15 protein-coding genes are annotated in these 21,582 nt (G+C 71.2%); 9 read left to right on the top strand and 6 right to left on the bottom strand.

Annotated elements, in window-relative coordinates; translation table 11 throughout:
* The first annotated feature begins 21 nt into the window (after positions 1 to 21).
* The 3 genes from IEY95_RS35295 (at position 22) to IEY95_RS35285 (ending at position 3,778) form a co-directional block, all read left to right on the top strand.
* The gene (locus tag IEY95_RS35295; protein ID WP_189190277.1) at positions 22 to 597 is read left to right on the top strand and encodes a sigma-70 family RNA polymerase sigma factor; all 576 of its coding nucleotides are present in this window, start codon (positions 22 to 24) and stop codon (positions 595 to 597) included.
* 421 nt (positions 598 to 1,018) lie between these two features.
* Complete coding sequence (gene guaB / locus IEY95_RS35290) at positions 1,019 to 2,527, top strand: IMP dehydrogenase (protein ID WP_189190276.1); 1,509 nt, start codon at positions 1,019 to 1,021, stop codon at positions 2,525 to 2,527.
* Positions 2,528 to 2,653: 126 nt separating this feature from the next.
* Positions 2,654 to 3,778, top strand: a complete 1,125-nt coding sequence (locus tag IEY95_RS35285; RefSeq protein WP_189190275.1) for a GuaB3 family IMP dehydrogenase-related protein — start codon at positions 2,654 to 2,656, stop codon at positions 3,776 to 3,778.
* A 73-nt stretch (positions 3,779 to 3,851) separates the two neighbouring features.
* On the opposite strand, the gene IEY95_RS35280 is transcribed toward IEY95_RS35285, so the two are convergent.
* Positions 3,852 to 4,403, bottom strand: a complete 552-nt coding sequence (locus IEY95_RS35280) for a hypothetical protein (protein WP_189190274.1) — start codon at positions 4,401 to 4,403, stop codon at positions 3,852 to 3,854.
* A 159-nt stretch (positions 4,404 to 4,562) separates the two neighbouring features.
* Positions 4,563 to 5,771 carry a nucleotide sugar dehydrogenase gene (locus tag IEY95_RS35275; protein ID WP_189190273.1) on the bottom strand — a complete coding sequence of 403 codons (1,209 nt, stop codon included), beginning with the start codon at positions 5,769 to 5,771 and terminating at the stop codon, positions 4,563 to 4,565.
* A 271-nt stretch (positions 5,772 to 6,042) separates the two neighbouring features.
* Here IEY95_RS35275 and IEY95_RS35270 point away from each other — a divergent pair, with 271 nt between their 5' ends.
* Positions 6,043 to 7,749, top strand: a complete 1,707-nt coding sequence (locus IEY95_RS35270; RefSeq protein ID WP_189190272.1) for a glycerol-3-phosphate dehydrogenase/oxidase — start codon at positions 6,043 to 6,045, stop codon at positions 7,747 to 7,749.
* Between the two features lie 75 nt (positions 7,750 to 7,824).
* On the opposite strand, the gene IEY95_RS35265 is transcribed toward IEY95_RS35270, so the two are convergent.
* Positions 7,825 to 8,901 (bottom strand): serine hydrolase domain-containing protein, encoded by a 1,077-nt coding sequence (locus tag IEY95_RS35265; RefSeq protein WP_189190271.1) that lies wholly within the window; start codon positions 8,899 to 8,901, stop codon positions 7,825 to 7,827.
* Between the two features lie 183 nt (positions 8,902 to 9,084).
* Between IEY95_RS35265 and IEY95_RS35260 the strand changes: the two genes are divergently transcribed.
* The 5 genes from IEY95_RS35260 (at position 9,085) to IEY95_RS35240 (ending at position 19,655) form a co-directional block, all read left to right on the top strand.
* Entirely contained in the window at positions 9,085 to 11,262 is a 2,178-nt protein-coding gene (locus IEY95_RS35260; RefSeq protein ID WP_189190404.1) for a serine/threonine-protein kinase, read from the top strand.
* A gap of 170 nt (positions 11,263 to 11,432) precedes the next feature.
* Entirely contained in the window at positions 11,433 to 14,318 is a 2,886-nt protein-coding gene (locus tag IEY95_RS35255) for a serine/threonine kinase C-terminal domain-containing protein (protein ID WP_229703578.1), read from the top strand.
* Between the two features lie 164 nt (positions 14,319 to 14,482).
* Positions 14,483 to 16,081 (top strand): serine/threonine-protein kinase, encoded by a 1,599-nt coding sequence (locus tag IEY95_RS35250; RefSeq protein WP_189190403.1) that lies wholly within the window; start codon positions 14,483 to 14,485, stop codon positions 16,079 to 16,081.
* Between the two features lie 68 nt (positions 16,082 to 16,149).
* Entirely contained in the window at positions 16,150 to 17,781 is a 1,632-nt protein-coding gene (locus IEY95_RS35245) for a serine/threonine-protein kinase (RefSeq protein WP_189190269.1), read from the top strand.
* Between the two features lie 92 nt (positions 17,782 to 17,873).
* A complete protein-coding gene (locus tag IEY95_RS35240) occupies positions 17,874 to 19,655 on the top strand; it encodes a protein kinase domain-containing protein (RefSeq protein WP_189190268.1) in 1,782 nt (593 codons plus the stop codon).
* Positions 19,656 to 19,677: 22 nt separating this feature from the next.
* Here IEY95_RS35240 and IEY95_RS35235 read toward each other — a convergent pair whose 3' ends face one another.
* Genes IEY95_RS35235 through IEY95_RS35225 form a run of 3 tightly spaced genes read right to left on the bottom strand, consistent with a single transcriptional unit; the run spans position 19,678 to position 21,574 of the window.
* Positions 19,678 to 19,824 (bottom strand): hypothetical protein, encoded by a 147-nt coding sequence (locus IEY95_RS35235; RefSeq protein WP_189190267.1) that lies wholly within the window; start codon positions 19,822 to 19,824, stop codon positions 19,678 to 19,680.
* Between the two features lie 5 nt (positions 19,825 to 19,829).
* Positions 19,830 to 20,621, bottom strand: coding sequence for an ABC transporter permease (locus IEY95_RS35230; RefSeq protein ID WP_189190266.1), 792 nt, complete (start codon positions 20,619 to 20,621; stop codon positions 19,830 to 19,832).
* A complete protein-coding gene (locus IEY95_RS35225) occupies positions 20,618 to 21,574 on the bottom strand; it encodes an ATP-binding cassette domain-containing protein (RefSeq protein WP_189190265.1) in 957 nt (318 codons plus the stop codon). Before IEY95_RS35225 ends, IEY95_RS35230 begins: the two co-directional genes overlap by 4 nt.
* Between the last annotated feature and the right edge of the window lie 8 nt (positions 21,575 to 21,582).

The following is a 21,582-nucleotide window of genomic DNA, read 5'->3' as shown; positions in this document are numbered from 1 at the left end:
ACGCCAAGGCACCATGGACCGATGCGTGACGACGAGACGACGGTGATCGGTGCGCTCGTCCATCGCGCGGTCGAAGGCGACGAGCAGGCCACACATGACCTGCTCGCCCATGTACACCCCCTCGCGCTGCGCTACTGCCGCACCCGTCTTTCCCGACTTCCGGGTGACGCGCGGCACTTCGTGGAGGACCTGGCGCAGGAGGTCTGCGTCGCGGTGCTCCTCGCGCTGCCGCGCTACAAGGACACCGGGCGCCCCTTCGAAGCGTTCGTCTTCGCCATCGCCGCGCACAAGGTCGCCGACCTGCAGCGCGCAGCGATGCGTCACCCCGGCTCGACGGCCGTCCCCTCGGACGAGATGCCCGAGCGCCCGGACGACTCGTTGGGCCCCGAGGAGCGCGCCCTGCTCAGCAGCGACGCCGAGTGGGCCAAGAAACTCCTGGCCAACCTCCCCGAGAACCAGCGCGAGCTGCTTCTGCTGCGCATCGCGGTGGGCCTCACGGCCGAGGAGACCGGCCAGATGTTGGGAATGTCACCCGGGGCGGTCCGGGTGGCTCAGCACCGGGCGCTGAGCCGGTTGCGGGCGCTGGCGGAGCAGTAGCGGAGCGCGCCCCCGGACGGCGCCCCGCTTTCCGGCGGAACGGCAGACCTTCCCGCTGCGACGGCGAGCAACGAGACGACGCAGCCCGGCGGTGCCGAGTCCGCCTCAGCCGGAACGGCACGTCCGTTCCCGCCGCAACGGGCGGGGACGGAGACAGCGGAGCCCAGCGGTACCGAGCCCGGCTCAGCCGGAACGGCTGGGTTCCTCCGCCGCGACGGCGGGGAGCCGGTCGACGAAGACCTCCCACGCGAAGCGGCCCCGGCAGGGGGCCGGCACCCGGCGTACACGGTCTGAACGGGGATGACACCGACCCCGTACGAACATACGAAGCCGAAGCCCACCCTCAACCGTGGAATGAGAGAGCCATGCTTCCCGTTAGCATGGACATCCGCACCGATCAAGGCCATTTGGGGAAGGTGTCATGACTGCCAACGTCGACGGAGTGCCCGCCAAATTCGCGACACTCGGGCTGACCTACGACGACGTGCTGCTGCTGCCGGGCGCGTCGGACATGGCGCCCGACCAGATCGACACCGCCTCGTACATCTCGAAGAACGTACGGGTCAACATCCCGCTGCTGTCCGCCGCCATGGACAAGGTCACCGAGTCGCGCATGGCGATCGCGATGGCGCGCCAGGGCGGCGTCGGCGTCCTGCACCGCAACCTGTCCATCGAGGACCAGGCCAACCAGGTCGACCTGGTGAAGCGTTCCGAGTCCGGCATGGTCACCGACCCGATCACGGTGCACCCGGACGCGACGCTCGCCGAGGCCGACGCGATCTGCGCCAAGTTCCGCATCTCCGGCGTGCCGGTGACCGACGGCGGCGGCAAGCTGCTCGGCATCGTCACCAACCGTGACATGGCCTTCGAGACCGACCGCTCGCGCCAGGTGCGCGAGGTCATGACGCCGATGCCCCTGGTCACCGGCAAGGTCGGCATCTCCGGCAATGACGCGATGGAGCTGCTGCGCCGCCACAAGATCGAGAAGCTTCCGCTGGTCGACGACGCGGGCGTCCTCAAGGGCCTCATCACGGTCAAGGACTTCGTGAAGGCCGAGAAGTACCCGAACGCCGCCAAGGACGGCGAAGGCCGTCTTCTCGTCGGCGCGGCCGTCGGTGTGGCCGGTGACGCCTTCGAGCGCGCCCAGGCCCTCATCGAGGCGGGCGTCGACTTCATCGTCGTCGACACCGCGCACGGCCACTCCCGCCTGGTCGGCGACATGGTCGCCAAGATCAAGTCGAACTCCTCCGGCGTCGACGTCATCGGTGGCAACATCGCCACCCGCGACGGCGCCCAGGCGCTCATCGACGCGGGCGTCGACGGCATCAAGGTCGGCGTGGGCCCCGGCTCCATCTGTACGACCCGCGTGGTCGCCGGCATCGGCGTACCGCAGGTGACGGCCATCTACGAAGCGTCGCTCGCCGCCAAGGAGGCCGGTGTCCCGGTCATCGGCGACGGTGGCCTGCAGTACTCCGGTGACATCGCGAAGGCCCTGGTCGCGGGGGCCGACACGGTGATGCTGGGCTCGCTCCTCGCGGGCTGCGAGGAGTCCCCGGGCGAGCTGCTGTTCATCAATGGCAAGCAGTTCAAGTCGTACCGCGGCATGGGCTCCCTGGGCGCCATGCAGTCCCGTGGCGAGCAGCGCTCCTTCTCCAAGGACCGCTACTTCCAGGAGGGCGTCGCCTCCGACGAGAAGCTCGTGCCCGAGGGCATCGAGGGCCAGGTGCCCTACCGCGGCCCGCTGTCCGCGGTCGTCCACCAGCTGGTCGGCGGTCTGCGTCAGTCGATGTTCTACGTCGGCGGCCGCACCGTTCCGGAGCTGCAGGAGCGCGGCCGGTTCGTACGCATCACCTCGGCGGGTCTCAAGGAGAGCCACCCGCACGACATCCAGATGACGGTCGAGGCGCCGAACTACAGCCGCAACAAGTAGTCGTACGGTGCCGTAAAGGGCATCCCCGCGCGCGTGAAGGGCGGTCCCGGAGGTTCCGGGGCCGCCCTTGTCGTGGGCGTCGGGGATACTGGGAGGCGCAGAAGCGAAGAGGGAAAGGCCACACACGTGACTGAGATCGAGATCGGGCGCGGCAAGCGCGGCCGCCGGGCGTACGCCTTCGACGACATCGCCGTCGTCCCGAGCCGCCGTACGCGAGACCCGAAGGAGGTCTCGATCGCCTGGCAGATCGACGCCTACCGCTTCGAGCTGCCCTTCCTGGCCGCCCCGATGGACTCGGTCGTCTCGCCGGCCACCGCGATCCGCATCGGCGAGCTGGGCGGCCTGGGCGTCCTGAACCTCGAAGGCCTGTGGACGAGGTACGAGGACCCGCAGCCGCTGCTCGACGAGATCGCCGGGCTGGACGTGGACACCGCGACCCGCCGCCTCCAGGAGATCTACGCGGCTCCCATCAAGGAGGAGCTGATCGGGCAGCGCATCAAGGAGGTCCGCGACTCCGGCGTCGTCACCGCCGCGGCCCTGTCCCCGCAGCGCACGGCGCAGTTCTCCAAGGCCGTCGTGGACGCGGGCGTGGACATCTTCGTCATCCGCGGTACGACGGTGTCGGCGGAGCACGTCTCGGGCGCCTCCGAGCCGCTGAACCTGAAGCAGTTCATCTACGAGCTGGACGTCCCGGTGATCGTCGGCGGCTGCGCCACGTACACCGCGGCCCTGCACCTGATGCGCACCGGCGCGGCCGGTGTCCTCGTCGGCTTCGGCGGCGGCGCCGCCCACACCACGCGCAACGTACTGGGCATCCAGGTCCCGATGGCCACCGCCGTCGCGGATGTCGCCGCGGCCCGCCGCGACTACATGGACGAGTCCGGCGGCCGGTATGTGCATGTCATCGCCGACGGCGGTGTCGGCTGGTCCGGCGACCTCCCCAAGGCGATCGCCTGCGGCGCCGACTCCGTGATGATGGGCTCCCCGCTGGCCCGCGCCACCGACGCGCCCGGCAAGGGGCACCACTGGGGCATGGAAGCGGTCAACGAAGAGCTGCCGCGCGGCAAGAAGGTCGACCTCGGCACCGTCGGCACCATCGAGGAGGTCCTCACCGGCCCCTCGCACACCCCCGACGGCTCCATGAACTTCTTCGGCGCCCTCCGCCGCGCCATGGCCACCACCGGCTACAGCGAGCTCAAGGAGTTCCAGCGCGTCGAGGTGACGGTCGCGGACTCGCAGCACAAGCGCTAGCCCCGCGTCCCGCACACGGCGAAAGGGCCCGTCCACCGAGTGGTGGACGGGCCCTTTCGCGTACCGCTTCCGGTTACTGACCGGCCTTTCGCGTGCTCTGGAACGCCACGTACGCGGCGATCGCGAAGAAGACGAAGGTCAGCGGGTCGGCCTCGGCCTTCCAGGCCTCCTGGACCACGTCGAAGTGGTCGAAGAACAGCTCGCTGAAGCCGATGCCGACTTCCTTGGCGCCGATCATGGCCTCGCCGACCAACTGGCCGATGTAGACCGAGCCCACCGACAGGATGACGCTGACGATCGGCAGGATCTGGTTGCGGCCGCCGAAGCGGCCCGCGGCGAGACCGACCAGGAAGCCGACGCCGACGGCGGCCCAGCCGATCTCGTGCTTGGTGAGGCCGATGATGCCGCCGTAAACACCCGCCGAGACCACGGCGGCGACGACGGCGGCGACGAGGCCGAGCCCGAGGTTGTCGCGCACCGGAGCGGCCGGGGCGACGGGGGCCACGGGGAAGCCCGGCTGGGGCGCGCCCTGCGGGGCGTCCTGCTGGACGGGCGGCTGGCCGGGCTGGCCGGCGTACGGGTTGTCGACCGGCGGACCGGACGGCGGCGGAGTCGACTGACTCATAGGGATCCCCCCAGGGACGTAAGCGCACGTGTGTACGCCAGGGATGTAAGCGGATGCACGCGCACATCCGAGGCGCCCGGGACGCGGGCGCACTTGTGTGCGAGAGCTGCCGCACATTAGCAGTCCGGAGTGACAACCTGTGGGGAGATTTCAGGGAGGTCAGAGTCGGTGCGCCGCCCCGGTCGGGGTCGCCCCCCGTGTGTCGAGCAGCAGTTGGGCCTTCACGGACAGTCCTTGCAGGTCGTATGTGCGGTGCTGCTGGAGCAGGATCGTGAGGTCGGCGTCCGCCGCGGCCTCGTAGAGGGAGTCCGCGCGCGGGACGGGACGTCCGAGGACGCGCCAGGCCGGGACATGCGGGTCGTGATAGCTGACGGATGCGCCGAGTTCCATCAGGCGCAGCGCGATCTCGTGGGCGGGGGAGCCCTGCTGGTCGGCGAGGTCGGGCTTGTAGGTGACGCCGAGGAGGAGCACGCGCGCGGCGCGGGCCGATTTCCCGTGCTCGTTGAGGAGCGTGGCGGCGCGCTGGATGACGTACTGGGGCATGTGGTTGTTGACCTGCTGAGCCAGTTCGACCATCCGCAGAGTGCGCCCCGAGTGGCCGGTCAGGTCCTGGGGGATGCCGTGGCCGCCGACGCCGGGGCCCGGCCGGAACGCCTGGAAGCCGAACGGCTTGGTCTCGGCGCAGCGGATGACGTCCCACAGATCGACGCCCAGGTCGTGGCAGAGCACGGCCATCTCGTTGACGAGGGCGATGTTGACGTGCCGGTAGTTGGTCTCCAGGAGCTGCACCGTTTCCGCTTCGCGTGGTCCACGCGCGCGTACCACCTTGTCGGTGAGGCGACCGTAGAAGGCGGCGGCCGACTCGGTGCACGCGGGGGTCAGACCCCCGATGACTTTCGGTGTGTTGACGGGACCGAAGTCGCGGTTGCCGGGATCGACCCGGCTGGGTGAGTACGCGAGATGGAAGTCGCGCCCCGCGCGCAGCCCGGAGCCCGCTTCGAGGAGCGGGCGGAGGAATTCCTCCGTGGTGCCGGGGTGCACGGGCGATTCCAGAATCACCGTGGTGTGCGGGCGCAGCCGTGCGGCCAGGGTGCGGGCGGCCGCCTCCACCTGGCTCAGATCGAGGCCGCCGTCCGCGCCCCGTGGGGTCGGCGCGCAGATGACCGCCGTGCGTACGCGGCCGAGCTCGGCCGGGTTGGTGGTCGGCCGGAAACCCGCCGAGTGCATCCGGCGCAGTTCGGCGGGGGTGAGGGAGCCGCCTTCCGGCCCCGTTTTGTAGCCGAGTGTGGGGATGCCGGCGGCGACGGCGGCCTGGGCCAGGGGCAGGCCGTGATGACCGAGTCCGATGACGGCGAGATCTGCGGGCATGGCGTGGGCCGTCCTTCCCAGTAACCGAAGCGGGACAAGTGCGCAAGCCCTGTGGACAGGATGGGCGAGCGCAATGTCAGACTAGGAGTAAATATGACCGATTTGCTGGATTGTTCGACCTTGATTCCTTGCGAGTCGCCGAGAGTTGTCCACAGGCTGAGGGCGGGACGGTGGCCGAAGTCGGGCAACACGGTCAGACTTTGAGGAGGGGGATGCGAGCCGGGCCCAGCCGGACAGGTGCGGCCGGCGCGACAGACAGCGGGAGGCAGCGGTGAGGACAGCGACACTGGGGCCGGCGGAGCGCGCCGAGTCACTGGCGGGAATGGCCGAGCGCGAGCTGGATGTGCTGGTCGTCGGCGCGGGTGTGGTCGGTGCGGGTACGGCGCTCGACGCCGTGACACGCGGCCTGTCCACGGGCCTGGTCGAGGCGCGTGACTGGGCATCGGGCACGTCGAGCAGGTCCAGCAAACTGATCCACGGCGGCTTGCGCTATCTGGAGATGCTCGACTTCGCGCTGGTGCGCGAGGCATTGAAGGAGCGCGGGCTGCTTCTCGAACGGCTCGCACCGCATCTCGTGAAGCCCGTCCCGTTCCTCTACCCGCTCCAGCACAAGGGCTGGGAGCGGTTGTACGCGGGCTCGGGCGTCGCCCTCTACGACGCCATGTCGATATCGAGCGGCCACGGACGCGGACTGCCCGCACACCGTCATCTGACCCGCGGTCACGCCCTGCGCGTCGCCCCCGCCTTGAAGAAGGACGCCCTGGTCGGCGCCCTGCAGTACTACGACGCGCAGATGGACGACGCCCGCTATGTGGCCACTTTGGTGCGCACGGCGGCCGCGTACGGCGCGAAGGTCGCCAACCGCGCGCGGGTGACCGGCTTCCTGCGCGAGGGCGAACGCGTCGTCGGTGCCAAGGTGCAGGATGTCGAAGGCGGTGGGGAGTACGAGATCCGCGCCAAGCAGATCGTCAACGCCACGGGTGTGTGGACCGACGACACACAGGCGATGGTGGGCGAGCGGGGCCAGTTCCACGTACGGGCGTCCAAGGGCATCCACCTGGTCGTCCCGAAGGACCGGATCAACTCCTCCACGGGCCTGATCCTGCGCACCGAGAAATCCGTGCTGTTCGTGATTCCCTGGGGGCGTCACTGGATCATCGGCACCACCGACACCGACTGGGACCTCGACAAGGCCCACCCGGCGGCGTCCAGTGCGGACATCGACTATCTGCTGGAGCACGTGAACTCGGTGCTCTCGGTGCCGCTCACCCGCGACGACGTCCAGGGCGTCTACGCGGGGCTGCGTCCGCTGCTGGCCGGAGAGTCCGAGGCGACGAGCAAGCTGTCGCGCGAGCACACCGTGGCCCATCCGGTGCCGGGGCTCGTGGTCGTGGCGGGCGGCAAGTACACGACGTACCGCGTCATGGCCAAGGACGCGGTGGACGAGGCGGTGCACGGCCTCGACCAGCGGGTCGCCGAGTGCGTCACCGAGGACGTTCCGCTGCTCGGCGCCGAGGGATACCGGGCGCTGTGGAACGCGCGAGCGCGGATCGCGCAGCGCACAGGACTTCATGTGGTGCGCGTGGAGCACCTGTTGAACCGGTACGGATCGCTCGCCGAGGAGATCCTCGACCTCATCGCCGAGAACCCGTCCCTGGGCGAGCCTCTGCCGGCCGCCGAGGACTACCTCAGGGCCGAGATCGTCTACGCCGCCTCCCACGAGGGCGCCCGGCATCTGGACGACGTGCTGACCCGGCGCACCCGCATCTCGATCGAGACCTTCGACCGCGGCACGCGCAGCGCCCGCGAGGCCGCCGAGCTCATGGCGCCGGTCCTCGGCTGGGACAAGGACCAGATCGAGCGCGAGGTCGAGCACTACGAGAAGCGGGTCGAGGCCGAGCGGGAGTCCCAGCGCCAGCCGGACGACCTGACGGCGGACGCGGCGCGGCTGGGAGCCCCCGACATCGTGCCGCTCTAGGGCCTGTCGTCACCTTCCCGTATGTCACTCGAACGGGTGTGGTGAGCTGGGATCTTTGCTCGGAACTCGTCCGTTCTACGGGGTGCGGGGGCAGAACTCGGCGGCGAGCAGCGCGGGTTCGAGGTCCGGATCTGCCACCGCGTCCGTGTTCACCCGGAAGGTGAGGACACGACGACCGTCGAGGGTGGCCGCGGTGCGCACGTAGCTGCCGGAGATACGGCCGTTGTGCCCCCACACCGTGGTCCCGCACGGCAGCTTCACGGGAAACAGGCCCATGCCGTACGAGCCATGTGCGGCACGGGTGTCGAGCATCTCGCGCAGCCAGGGCGAGGGCAGCAGATCGCCGCCGAGCAGGGCCGCGTAGAAGCGGTCCAGGTCGGCGAGCGTGCTGATGAGCTCACCCGCCGCGCCGGCCACGCGCGGGTCGAGTTCGGTGACGTCGGATCCGTCGGCGGCGTACGCACGGCCGTGCGGCGAGGGCAGCGAGGCGCGGGCACCGGGGAATGAGGTACCGGTCAGACGGAGCGGAGCGATGATGCGGTGCTCGGCCTCGACGGCGTACGAGTGGCCGGTGACCTGCTCGACGACCATGCCGAGCAGTACGTAGTTGGTGTTCGAGTAGGCGAAGCGGCCGCGGTCGGCCGGGGGGTGGGTGAGCGCGATGCGTATGGCCTGAAGCGGGGTGACGGGGACGGCGCCCTTGGTGTCCGCGGTGAAGTTGTACAGGCCGCTGGTGTGGGTGAGCAGGGCGCGCAGGGTCAGACGGCGCCCGTCGTTGCCCGCGCCGCGCACCAGGCCGGGGAGGTGATCGTCCACGGAGTCGGACAGGGAGAGCCGGTGCTCGGCGGCGAGTTGCAGGACGATCGTCGCGATGAACGTCTTGGTGATGCTGCCCGCGCGAAAGTGGTCGGAGCGGGATATCCCGTCGCCGTCACGGGCGAAGCGTGAGCCGGTCTCCTCGCGGGCCAGCAGGGCGGCGGCCGGGGCCTTGCCACGAGTGACGAGAAGGGCGAGGGCGGCATCCGAGGCCGGGGCTGCGGGGCCTTGGGAGGCGGCCGGGGCCAGGCCGAGCAAACCGGTCTGAGCCAGGCCGAGCAGCGCCAGGGACAGGGGTATGGGCAGAAGTGTCCGAGGTGTCCGGGGTGCAGGCATCGGCGGTCCTTCCTTGTCCTGGCCCATCATGCGGGACGGTGCTGTGCGAACGCCGGGCGGTCGCCGTGCGATGGGCGGCTCGCGGGCCGGCCGGTTGGCGTGTGAAGGGCCCCCTGGGCGCTGAGCGCTTGTCGGGTGAGGGACAATGGAGGTTCTGTCAGGGCGGGTTGCATGAGGGGACGCATGTCGGAGGCGGAGCGGGCGGGAGCATCCCGTCAGGACAAGAGCGAACGTCTCCTCGCCGGGCGCTACCGGTTGGGGGATGTTCTCGGCCGCGGCGGCATGGGCACGGTGTGGCGGGCCCAGGACGAGACCCTGGGCCGTACGGTCGCGGTCAAGGAGCTGCGGTTCCCGTCGAGCATCGACGAGGACGAGAAGCGGCGGCTGATCACGCGCACCCTGCGTGAGGCCAAGGCGATCGCGCGGATTCGCAACAACGCCGCGGTGACGGTCTTCGACGTGGTCGACGAGGACAACAGGCCGTGGATCGTGATGGAGCTCGTCGAGGGCAAGTCGCTCGCCGAGGTCATCCGCGAGGACGGCCTGCTCACGCCGAAGCGCGCGGCCGAGGTGGGGCTGGCGATTCTCGACGTGCTGCGTTCGGCGCACCGCGAGGGCATCCTGCACCGCGATGTGAAGCCGTCGAACGTGCTGATCTCCAACGACGGCCGGGTCGTGCTGACCGACTTCGGCATCGCGCAGGTCGAGGGCGACCCGTCCATCACCTCGACCGGCATGCTCGTCGGCGCGCCCTCGTACATCTCGCCGGAGCGGGCGCGCGGTCACAAGCCCGGCCCGGCGGCCGACCTGTGGTCGCTGGGCGGTCTGTTGTACGCGTCGGTGGAGGGCGTTCCTCCCTACGACAAGGGTTCCGCGATCGCGACGCTCACCGCGGTGATGACCGAGCCGGTGGAGCAGCCGAAGAACGCGGGACCGCTGGAGAACGTGATTTACGGGCTGCTCGCCAAGGACCCCGAGCAGCGGCTCGACGACGCGGGCGCGCGGGCGATGCTCAACGAGGTGCTGCACGCGCCCGAGCCCAAGGAGACCGTGCCGGAGCCGGCGGACGCGACGAAAGTCGTGGCGTTGCCGCCGGTGCCGGACGAGGCTCCGGGCAAGGGGAGTTCGGGCGGTTCCGGGGCCAAGCGGGGCGAGGAGGCGGCGGATCGGCTGCGCGGGGCGTTGCGTTCCGTGCGGAAGGCCGCCTCGGCGGCCGGGGCGGCCACCGCGGCCGCGACGGCGCGCGCGAAGGCCGTCGGCTCGGAGACCGCGGGGTCGGCGGGCGGTGAGGGGGCGGGGTCCGCGGGTGCGGGCGCTGCCACGACCGCGTCGTCATCGAAGGCGTCTCCCTCGGCCCCTTCGACGCCGTCGTCCTCGGCGCCTTCTTCGCGTTCGTCGAGGAAGGCTTCAGGGGCTGGTGCGGCTTCCTCCGCAAACGCGGGGGTTCGTGACAGCGCGTCGGTGAACTCCGGTTCGGCGGGTGCCACGGGCTCCGCGGGTGCCGCGAGTGCTGCCGGGGCGGCGGAGCGGGCCTCGGGGTCGGGGTGGCCGGTGGCTCCGGAGCGGCCGCCGCGGCCGGCGCCTCGGGCGCCGCTCACGGATGTGGTGCCGCGGCGGACGTTGATGATCATCGCGGTGGTGGTGGCGCTGGCGGTGCTCGGCACCGTGCTGGCGCTCACGCTCGGCGGCGGGGACGACGCCGGGTCGAAGGACAACAAGACCGGCGACACCAAGGCGGCCGCGTCCAGCGGGGCGAGCGCCGGAAGCGGCGGCAAGGACAGCGGCGGCAGCGCCCACACGGACAGTGACGACAAGACGGGCGCCACCTCGGGTTCCGGCCAGAAGGAGACGGCGAACGCCACGTCGGGCGCGACTGCCAGTGCGAGCGCGTCGAGCGGTGCGGACAGCGGCGGCAAGGAGTCGGACTCCACCGCCGTGTCCACGTACAAGGGCGGTCAGGGGTTCTCGATCGGCCTGCCGAAGGGGTGGAAGTACCAGTCCACGGACGCCGCAGGGGCCCGGTTCACCGGTCCCGACGGGCAGAAGCTCCTGGTCGGCTGGACCACCACGCCCAAGGACGACCCGGTCGCGGACTGGAGGAACCAGGAGCGCTATATGACGCGCTCGCAGTACACGCGGGTGCGCATAGAGAAGGTGGACTATCGCGACTGGAACACGGCCGACTGGGAGTTCACCTACACGGACGGTGGCACGAAGTACCGGTCGATCGACCGTGGATTCGTCGTCAATTCGCATCAGGGATACGCGCTGATGTACACGGCGAAAGCGTCCAACTGGGACAGTGAGCTGCGCAAGGACACGTGGCAGACGCTGACCAAGACGTTCCGGCCGAAGTCGTGACGTACCGCTCGTCGGTGTGACGTTCCGCCACGGATGGGGGCCCTGAGATCTCGCATCCCCGCTTTGCGGGTTGCCTCCGGCACGTATCGTGAGTGGTTGCGGACCGTACGAAGCCATAACGGGACGCAAGGCGAACGGAATTGACCAACCGGTCGGCTGGGGGAGGCATCGTGGACGACTATGCGGGACGGGTACTGGCCGACCGCTACCGCCTGCCGCTACCGCCGTCCGACGAGTACGAACTCGCCGAGACCCGCGCCTTCGACACCTACAGCGGGCAGGAAGTCCTGGTACGGCAGGTGCCGTTGCCGGAGGTCGTCGAGGCCGAGGTGCTCGACGCGGACGGGTTGCCCGAGGGCTTCGTGGCGCGCGACGGCGGGGTGCGGCGGCCATCCGCGCGGACCACGCGCCGTCCCACCGAACCGGCCGTGCGGCGGGCGATCGAGGCCGCCCAGGCCGCCGCGCAGATCCCCGACCATCCCCGGCTGGACCAGGTCTTCGACGTGTTCGCCGAGGGCGGGTCGCTGTGGATAGTGAGCGAGTTGGTGCCCGCGAGGCCGTTGGCCGCGCTGCTCGCCGAGAAGCCGCTGAGCCCCTATCGGGCCGCCGAGGTCGCCTCCGACGTCCTCACCGCGCTGCGAGTGCTGCACGCGCACGGGTGGGTGCACCGGAACATCACCGTGCGCACCGTGCTCGTCTGCGACGACGGCCGCGTGATGCTCACCGGCCTGGCGGCCGGGGCCGCGGAGGAGGCGCTGTGCGGGTACGACCCGGTACCGGCCCGGGAGGACTTCGAGACCGAGCCCGGGGGCGCGGCCGGATCCGGTTCCGGCTCCCGCGGTGGCACCGGACAGGCGGGCAACGGCGGTTCGCCCGTCGTGAGGGGGAGTGCCCCGCGCGGTAGTGGTCCGGGTGCGCCCGGTGGGCCGAGCGGTGCCGGACCCCGGGGCCAGGGTGGGACCGGATTCGGCGGCGGAGGTTCGCATGGCGTGGCCGTGGCGGGCGCGGTGCCGGGCACGGATCCGGAAGCCGCGCGACGGGCCGCGATCGAGGCCCGGGCGGAGCGGGGGACGCCCGTTCCGGGGACGCCCGCGGGAGGCGCGGCGGGTGTAGGCAGACGTGTGCTTGAAGCAGGCGAGGCGGGCGGCACGGCGGGAGCCGGGGGTGACATCCGCGCGGCACGCGCCGGGGCCATCGCCGCGTACCGCGCCGGAGCGCGCGCCGCCGCCCGCGTACAGGAAGAACAACGGAGCGACCAGGTCGCGCTGCCCGCGCCCCGGCCCTCGACACAGGCCGAGCATGCCACCGACGCCTCGGCACCCACGGCGCAGGCTCCCGGACACGGTGGTTCGCCCCTGCTGCCCGGGCAGGCCGGTTCGCCCCAGGTCCCCGGGCACGGCGGCGCCCCCCAAGTCACCGGTGACAGCGGCCCGCCCCAGCTCCCGGGCCACGGCGTCGAGCAGCGCCCCCACGCCGCGCCCCCGGGCCAGATAGCCGACCCGTACGGGGTCGGGGGCGGCACCAGCTGGCATGGCGCCCAGCCGCGTACCGGAGCCCCTGGTGGTGGCCAAGGCCAAGGGCGTCCCGCGCTCCCCGGAGGCCTGAACGGCGCTTCGGCCGGCGGGAACGGCACCCCGGCGCTCGCGCTCGGGCAGCAGCCCGCCGCCGGGCACGGCGGTCCCGGAACCTCGGCGGCCGTCGCCGGTCCGGACAGCGCCCAGGGGCAGGGCGGCCGTTGGGACGAGCTCGTCGCCGGGGCGCCGCCGCGCCGGGGGCCGAGCACCGCGCTCGCCGCGGAGCGAGCCCGGCAGGCGCGGATGGCCGTGGTCGGGCCCGTCACCGAACGGTGGGCGCCGGAGCAGGCCTATCCGGTGCAGGAGAACTGGCAGTTGGCGGCGCCGATCGGACCCGCGACCGACCTGTGGGCGCTGGGCGCGCTGCTCTTCCGTGCGGTGCAGGGACACGCGCCCTACCCGGAGGAGAGCACCGCCGAGCTGGTGCAGTTGGTGTGCGCGGAGCCGCCCGCGTTCGCCGAGGAGTGCGGGCCGCTCCGGCCGGTCGTGGAGTCGCTGCTGCGCCAGGACCCCACCGAGCGGCTCGACTTCGAGGAACTGCGCGGCTGGCTGCGCTCCCTCGTGCGCTCCGCGCCGGAGCCCGAGGCCGGGGCCCATGTCGTCGCGGCGCCCCCCGTCGACCCGAGCCGGCTGCCGATCGTACGGCGCCGGGGCGAGCTCGTCCGCAGGCGCCGCGCCGGGCTGCCCGCGCCCAGCCCGCACGCCCGCCACAAGCGCGCCAAGCAGGAGAAGCCGGCCAAGCCCCGCCGTCTGGGCCGCAATCTGGTCCTGCTGGTCCTGCTGCTGCTGGCCGCGGCGATCGCGTACGCCATGGTCTTCATGCCGAAGGCCGAGCCGAGTGGCGGCCGCGGCAGCGGTACGGACGGCGATCGGACCGGTGCGGCCGGAGACGTCAGCCCCGCTCCCGACACCGGCGGGGACGGCAAGGCGAGCAGCGAGCCGCGGCCCGACCAGACCTCTCCCGGTGAGGACAAGAGCCCTACGGGGTCGTCCAGTTCCACGAAGTCTCAGACCGGGGACCCCGATGTCGCCCAGGGGTTCAAGCTGCGCAAGGATTCCGCCGGATTCAGCCTCGCGGTCGCCGACGGCTGGGACCGTACGCCGAAGAACGGCAGTGGCCAGGTCGTGTACTCCCACGGGGACTTCGAGCTCATCGTCGTACCCGGCCGGGACAGCACGGCGACGTACGGCAGCGACCCGATGACGTATCAGCGGGAGAGCGAGAAGGAGTTGCAGCCGTTCCGGGACTCGACCTGGGCCACGTCCAGCGGGATGCGGCGGATCGACGTGGGCGGGCGGACCATGGCCGAGGGGCAGTTCACCTGGCAGGACTCCGCGGGACGCTCGCTGTATGTGCGCAACCTCGCGATCCTCGTCGGCGGGCGCTACCACGTGGTGCAACTGCGCGGTCCGGAGGCCGAACGGGACGAGGTGACACGGCTGTACGAGCAGGCGTCGGCGACGTACCAGGTCACCGGCTGAGCCGTTCACCGTGTCATGTGGCCCTGAACACCAAATGGTTCCCTCCCGTACCAGGAAGGGAGAACCGTCACAGTGCGGTCTCCGTACGACCCCGCCGGTTCCCAGCGCGGGGGCCGCTCCTTAGTCTGACCCTGTCAAGACCATTGCGGGGAAACGTGAATCAGATGCAGGGCCTGCTCCTCGCGGGCCGCTACCGGCTTGTCGACACCATCGGCAGCGGTGGCATGGGTCGGGTGTGGCGCGCTCACGACGAGGTGCTGCACCGCGCGGTCGCGGTCAAGGAGCTGACCGCCGCGCTCTATGTCGCCGAGAGCGACCTGGCCCGGCTGCTCGCCCGTACCCATGCCGAGGCGCGGGCCGCCGCCCGGATCAACCACTCGGCCGTCGTCACCGTGCACGACGTCCTGGAGCACGACAACCGCCCGTGGATCGTCATGGAGCTGGTCGAGGGCAACTCGCTGGCCGACGAGGTCAAGGAGCAGGGGCGCGTCGAACCGGCCGAGGCGGCCCGGATCGGGCTGTGGGTGCTGCGCGCGCTGCGGGCCGCGCACGCCGCCGGTGTGCTGCACCGTGATGTGAAGCCCGGGAACGTACTCCTCTCCGCCGACCGGCGCGTGCTGCTCACCGACTTCGGGATCGCGCAGGTCGAGGGCGATACGACCATCACGCGCACCGGCGAGATCGTCGGCTCGGTCGACTACCTCGCGCCCGAGCGGGTGCGTGGCCACGATCCGGGGCCCTCGTCCGACCTGTGGGCCCTCGGCGCCACGCTGTACACGGCGGTGGAGGGACGCTCGCCGTTCCGGCGCACCTCGCCGCTGAACACCATGCAGGCCGTGGTCGACGAGGAGCCGGCGGCGCCGCAGCACGCCGGTCCGCTGGAACCCGTCATCACCGCGCTGCTGCGCAAGGACCCCGCCGGCCGGCCCGACGCGGCGGAGGCGGAGCAGATGCTCGCGGAGGCCGCGGAAGGGCGGCGGCCCAGGACGGCACAGGCGTATGTGCCGACGCAACATGTGGACACGGCCATGACGGGGGGCCCGGGGCACGGCGGACCTGGCCAAGGCCAGGGGGCGACCGCACATGTGCCGACGGCCCCTGGTGGCCCGGGCGCGACCATGCATCAGCCCCTGCCCGTGGAGGGTTCCGCCCCGAAGAAGCGTCGCCGCGGTCGCACGATCGCCCTCATCGTGGTCATGGCCGCGCTCGTCGGCGGTGGCGGCGCCGTGGCCATGAGGTACGCGGACGACTGGCGGAAGGACGCCCAGGACGGGACGAAGAGCGCGCAGTCGACGGCCGAAGGTGCCGGCGGCTGGGTGCGCGTGGACGACGTCGAGGGTTTCAGTCTCGCCCTGCCCAGCAAGGGCTGGAAGCGTCAGGCCAATGGCACCCAGGTCGACTACACGCCCGACGGCGGCAAGCACTTCGTACGCATCGCGGTGGACGACTCGCCCGACTTCGACAACCCGTACATGCACCAGCTGGACCTGGAGCAGCAGTTGACGAAGCTGGCCGACTACAAGCGGGTGAGCCTGCAGTCCAACACCTTCCGGGACTGCCACGGTTCGCTGTGGGACTTCACCTGGACCGCGCTGCCGAAGCAGACGCCGTTCCCGGGGCAGCGCCGGGCGATCGAGCAGACGTATCTCGCCCGTGACGGCGTCGAGTACGCGATCTACGTGTCGTCGCCCGCGGCGGACTGGGACACCGCACGTCAGCAGTTCGACGCGATCCTGCGCGGCTGGCGTCCCAAGGCCGGGTAAGGCCGGATAACGGCCACCGCGGAGCCGGGTCCCGGAGGGTCTGCGCCCGGTGCGGCATGATGGGGCCCATGGGGACCGAGGGGGAGAACGTCCGTGTGATCGCAGGCCGTTACCGGCTGGAAGCCAGGATCGGGCGGGGTGGTATGGGCGTCGTATGGCGCGCCACCGACCAACTGCTCGGCCGCCGGGTCGCGGTGAAGGAACTCGCGGTCGACGACTCGCTCTCGGAGGACGAGGCCCGGCTGCAGCGCGATCGCACGCTGCGCGAGGCCCGCGCCGTCGCGCAGCTGCACCACCCGCACATCATCGTCGTGCATGACGTGGTCGTGGATGACGAGCGGCCGTACATCGTCATGGAGTTGATCGACGGCGGCTCGCTCGCCGAGCGGATCTCCGGAAGGGGCCCCGTCGACGCGCGCGAGGCCGCCCGCATCGCCATCGACCTGCTGGGCGCGTTGCGCCGTGCGCACGAGGCGGGTGTTCTGCACCGGGACCTCAAGCCCGCCAACGTCCTGATGGAGGCAGGCACCGACCGTGTCGTCCTCACCGACTTCGGCATCGCCCAGGTCGCGGGCGCGACGACGCTCACCGAGAGCGGGGCGTTCGTCGGCTCGCCCGAGTACACCGCGCCCGAGCGGATGTCCGGGGTCAGGACGGGCCCGGAGTCCGACCTGTGGTCGCTCGGCGCGCTGCTGTGCACGGTCCTGAGCGGCGAATCGCCCTTCCGGCGCGACTCGTTGGGCGGCATCCTGCACGCGGTCGTCGTCGACGAGATCCGTCCGCCCGCCCAGGCCGCGCCGCTGCTGCCCGTCGTACGAGGGCTGCTCGAGCGCGATCCCGAACGGCGGCTCGACGCGGCGGAGGCGGAGCGGATGCTGCGCGCCTTCCGGGACACGGGCCGTACGCCGCGGCTGCACACCCCCTACACGCCCACGCAGCGCGACGTACCGAGGCCGAAGCCCGTGCCCTCGCCGCCATCGCCTCCTGTCACCGCGCCGGAGCGACCGCCGAAGTACTCCACGCGGGGCGTCCTCGTCGCCGCCGCGCTGGTCGCGGCGATGGCCGGGGCGGGGGTGTCGGCGGCGGCGCTGCTGATGAACGACGGCGGGGGCGGCACGCCGTCCCCCTCGGGTACGTCCGCGTCCGGGTCCACGGCGGGTACGTCGGCGAGCGCGTCGGAGTCGGCCACGGCGTCCGGGAGCCCCACGCCCACCGTCACCGTGACCCGGCAGCAGACGCCGACCTCCTCCGCGCGCAAGGCACCCTCGGGGTATCGCCTCGCGCCGGACCCGAACGGGTTCTCGCTGGCCGTGCCCGACGACTTCACGCGGCAACCGCAGGGAGAGCGGGTCTTCTACGTGTCGCCGGGGCAGGTCTTCCGCCTGGGCATCAAGGTGGCCGACCCCGAGGCGGGCGGCCCCTTGGCGGTGATGCAGCGCGCGGACGCGAAGGGTCCCTCCACGAACCCTGGTTATCGCGACGGCAAGGTCACGCGGACCACGCACGACGGACAGCCCGCCGCGCTCTGGGAGTTCACCTGGAACGGCTTCACCACGGCGGAGGGCGCACGGCACACATACGACCTGTGCTGGGAGGAGGGCGGACGGATGTACGACGTGTGGGTCTCGGCGCCGGTCGGGAAGGTGACGGAGGCGAAGGAGTACTTCGACGTGGCGGTGGACACCTTCGCACGTTCGTAAAAGGTTCATAAGCGGCGCGGTGCGTCACGGGTCTGTGACCGGAATGCGGCGGGGCTGGATGCCGAAGCGCTCGCCGCGATAGAGATGGACTCATGAGCGACAACGGGGGAGTTCCGTACGGGCCCGACGAGCCAACCAGTTTCGGTCTGCAACCACCGCGTCCGGCGGTACCGGGGCAGCAGTCGGCGCAGGTGCCGGGACAGCAGTCGGCGCCCGCGTCGGGGCAGCAGTCGGCGCCCGCGTCGGGGCAGCAGTCGGCGCCCGCGTCGGGACAGCAGTCGGCGCCCGCGTCGGGACAGCAGTCAGGCGTCCCCTACCCGGGCAATCCGTATGCCGCGCCCACCCGGATCGCTCCGGAGCAGCAGGCGCAACCTCCGCAGGACCCGGGCGCCGGGCGGCTCATCGTCGGCCGCTACCGGCTCCTCTCCAAGCTCGGCCACGGCGGCATGGGCACCGTCTGGCGGGCCAAGGACGAGACGGTGGACCGTGAGGTCGCCGTCAAGGAGCCACGCGTTCCGGACCATCTTCCCGAGCGTGAACGTGCCAACGCCTTCGAGCGCATGCGTCGTGAGGCGCGCGCGGCGGCGCGGCTCGACCACCCCGCGGTCGTGAACGTCCACGACGTCGCGGTCGTGGACGGACAGCCCTGGATCGTCATGGAGCTGGTGCAGGGCCGCTCACTGGGCGACGCCCTCCAGGAGGGCACGCTCGGCGTCCGCGAGGCCGCGCGCATCGGCCTGGAGGTCCTCGGCGCCCTGGAGGCCGCGCACGCGGCGGGCATCCTGCACCGCGACGTCAAGCCCGACAACGTCCTGCTCGGTCGCCACGACCGTGTCGTCCTCACCGACTTCGGCATCGCCCAGATCGAGGGCGAGACGAACCTGACGGATACGGGTGGCTTCGTCGGGTCGCCCGAATACATCGCCCCGGAGCGGGTGTTGGGCCAGCGGCCCGGCCCGGCTTCCGACCTCTGGTCGCTCGGCGTGGTCCTCTACACGGCCACGGAGGGTGTCTCGCCCTTCCGCCGCAGCAACACGCCCGCCACGCTCCAGTCGGTCCTCAACGCGACGCCCGCGCCGCCCGCTTCGGCGGGCGGGCCGCTCACCGAGGTCATCACCGGCCTTCTGGACAAGGACCCGTCGCGCCGCCCTGGCGCGGCTCAGGTCCGCCGGCTCCTGGAGGAGGCGGCGAACCCGCCCGCACCGGCGCCGACGCAGGTCGTGCAGATCGCCGGGCCTGGCGGCAAGGGTCTGCGCATCGGCCGCAAAACCCTCTTCGGCCTCGGCGCGGCCGTCGTCGCGGCGGCGGTGGCGGCGTACCTGGTGATCGCGAACCCGTTCGCGGGACCGCTGCCGGACGGCTGGAAGAAGCGGCACGAGGCGGACGTCGCCGCGACGCTGGCGGTGCCCGCGGACTACCAGAGATCCACGCCGGACCGCAGTTCGGACAAGGGGCACTGGGTCACGTACACCGACTGGAGCGGGAGCATCTGGATCGGTCTGACCCTCGCCAAGAAGTCCGAGGACACGAGCAAGCAGATCAAGGACTCCGCGCGGGCGGAAATGTACGCCGACGACGGTGAGTTCAAGGACAGCGGCGCGTACGAACTGAGCATGCCCGAGGGCCCGAAGAAGACGACCCCCGAGGGGAACACGACGTACCACGGCAAGGAGTCCGCCGAGAACACGGTGTTCTACAAGACCACCGACAGCCAGAACCCCCGCCCCCGCGAACTGAAGATCTTCTACTACAAGTCCGCGGCGGGGGACATGTACAAGCTCACGATCAGCTACCCGGGCAGGGGCGACTTCACGGCCCGGGGCCGTGAAGTCGCCAAGGCGGCGGTCGCGAACCTGGACATCGACAAGCTCTGAGCGGCCTGTCCCAAGGCTGGGCTCAGGCGAGCTTGGCGGCCTGGGCCTTGATGATCTCGGCCGGGATGGTGTCCTTCTTGCACACGAGCGGGGCGGCGTGCGCCGACGGGGTGTCGGTGTACGCCGCCCTGGGGTGGGACGAGTTGCGGGAGGCGACCCGCGTTGTCATGGCGGTTATTTCGGGTCGTGGTTGAACTTCGAGGTCGACCAGAGGTAGCCGAGCACCGTCAGGCCCAGGCACCAGGCGACGGCGAGCCATCCGTTGTGGCCGATCCCGGTGCCGAGCAGCAGGCCGCGCAGGGTTTCGATGGCGGGTGTGAACGGCTGGTATTCGGCGATCGGCTGGAACCAGCCGGGCATCGCGTGGAGCGGGACGAAGGCGCTGGACAGGAGCGGCAGCAGGATCAGGGGCATCGCGTTGTTGCTGGCGGCCTCGGCGTTGGGGCTGACCAGGCCCATGCCGACCGCGATCCAGGTGAGTGCCAGGGCGAAGAGTACGAGCAGTGCGAACGCCGCGAGCCATTCCAGGACGGTGGCGTCGGTGGAACGGAAGCCGATGGCCACGGCGACGGCGCCGACGAGGACCACGCTCAGCACGCACTGCAGCACGCTGCCGATGACATGGCCGATGATCACGGAGCCGCGGTGGATCGCCATGGTGCGGAAGCGGGCGATGATGCCCTCGGTCATGTCGTTGGAGACGGAGACCGCGGTGCCGATCACGGTGGAGCCGATGGTCATCAGCAGCAGGCCCGGGACGATGTAGGCGATGTAGACCGAGCGATCCGCGTGGCCGCCGTTGAGGCCGGCGCTGAAGGTGCCGCCGAAGATGTAGACGAAGAGCAGCAGCAGCATGATCGGGGTGAGCAGCAGGTTCAGGGTGAGGGAGGGGTAGCGCCGGGCGTGCAGGAGGTTGCGGCGCAGCATCGTGGTCGAGTCGCGGATGGCGAGGGTCAGGGAGCTCATCGGACAGCCTCCTTGGGCTGGTTGGGGATGCCGGTGCCGCCGGTCAGGGCGAAGAAGACGTCGTCGAGGTCGGGCGTGTGCACGGTCAGCTCGTCGGCCTCGATGCCGGCCGAGTCCAGCCGGTCGAGGAGGGAGCGCAGCTCGCGCTGGCTGCCGTCGCTGGGGATCTGCAGGGTGAGGGATTCGTCGTCGCGGGAGGCCTCGGGCAGGGCGGAGGTGGCGTTCTGGTAGGCGGCCGGGTCGGTGAAGCGGAGCCGGACGTGGCCGCCGGGGATGAGCCGCTTGAGCTCCTCGGCACTGCCCTGGGCGGCGATCTTGCCGTCGTTGAGGACGGCGATGCGGTCGGCTAGTTCGTCGGCCTCCTCCAGGTACTGGGTGGTGAGGAGGACGGTGACGCCGTCGGTGACGAGTTCGCGGATGATCTGCCACATGGTGTGCCGGGAGCGCGGGTCGAGGCCGGTGGTCGGCTCGTCGAGGAAGATGATCCGCGGGCTGCCGACCAGGGTCATGGCGATGTCGAGGCGGCGCTTCATGCCGCCGGAGTAGGTGGAGGCGGGCTTCTTCGCGGCCTCGGTGAGGTCGAAGCGCTCCAGCAGTTCGGCGGCCACGCGGCGTCCCTCGCGCTTGGAGAGGTGGTGCAGGTCCGCCATGAGGAGCATGTTCTCCTCGCCGGTGATCAGGCCGTCGACGGCGGAGAACTGCCCGGTGACGCCGATTGCGGCGCGCACCGCTTGCGGGTCGGCGGCCAGGTCGTGGCCGCCGACGCGGGTCTCGCCGGCGTCCGCGGTGATGAGGGTGGAGAGGATCTTCACGGCGGTGGTCTTGCCGGCGCCGTTCGGGCCGAGCAGCGCGAAGATTGTTCCTTCCGGGACGGCCAGGTCGATGCCGTCGAGGACGGTCTTGTCGCCGTAGGACTTGCGCAGCCCGTTCGCCGCGATGGCCAGGTCGGTCATGAGAGGTG

This window comes from Streptomyces albiflavescens (assembly GCF_014645835.1).
GTDB lineage: Bacteria > Actinomycetota > Actinomycetes > Streptomycetales > Streptomycetaceae > Streptomyces > Streptomyces albiflavescens.
Note: the sequence above shows the minus strand (reverse complement) of the source record. Positions and strands in the feature narration are given on the sequence as shown.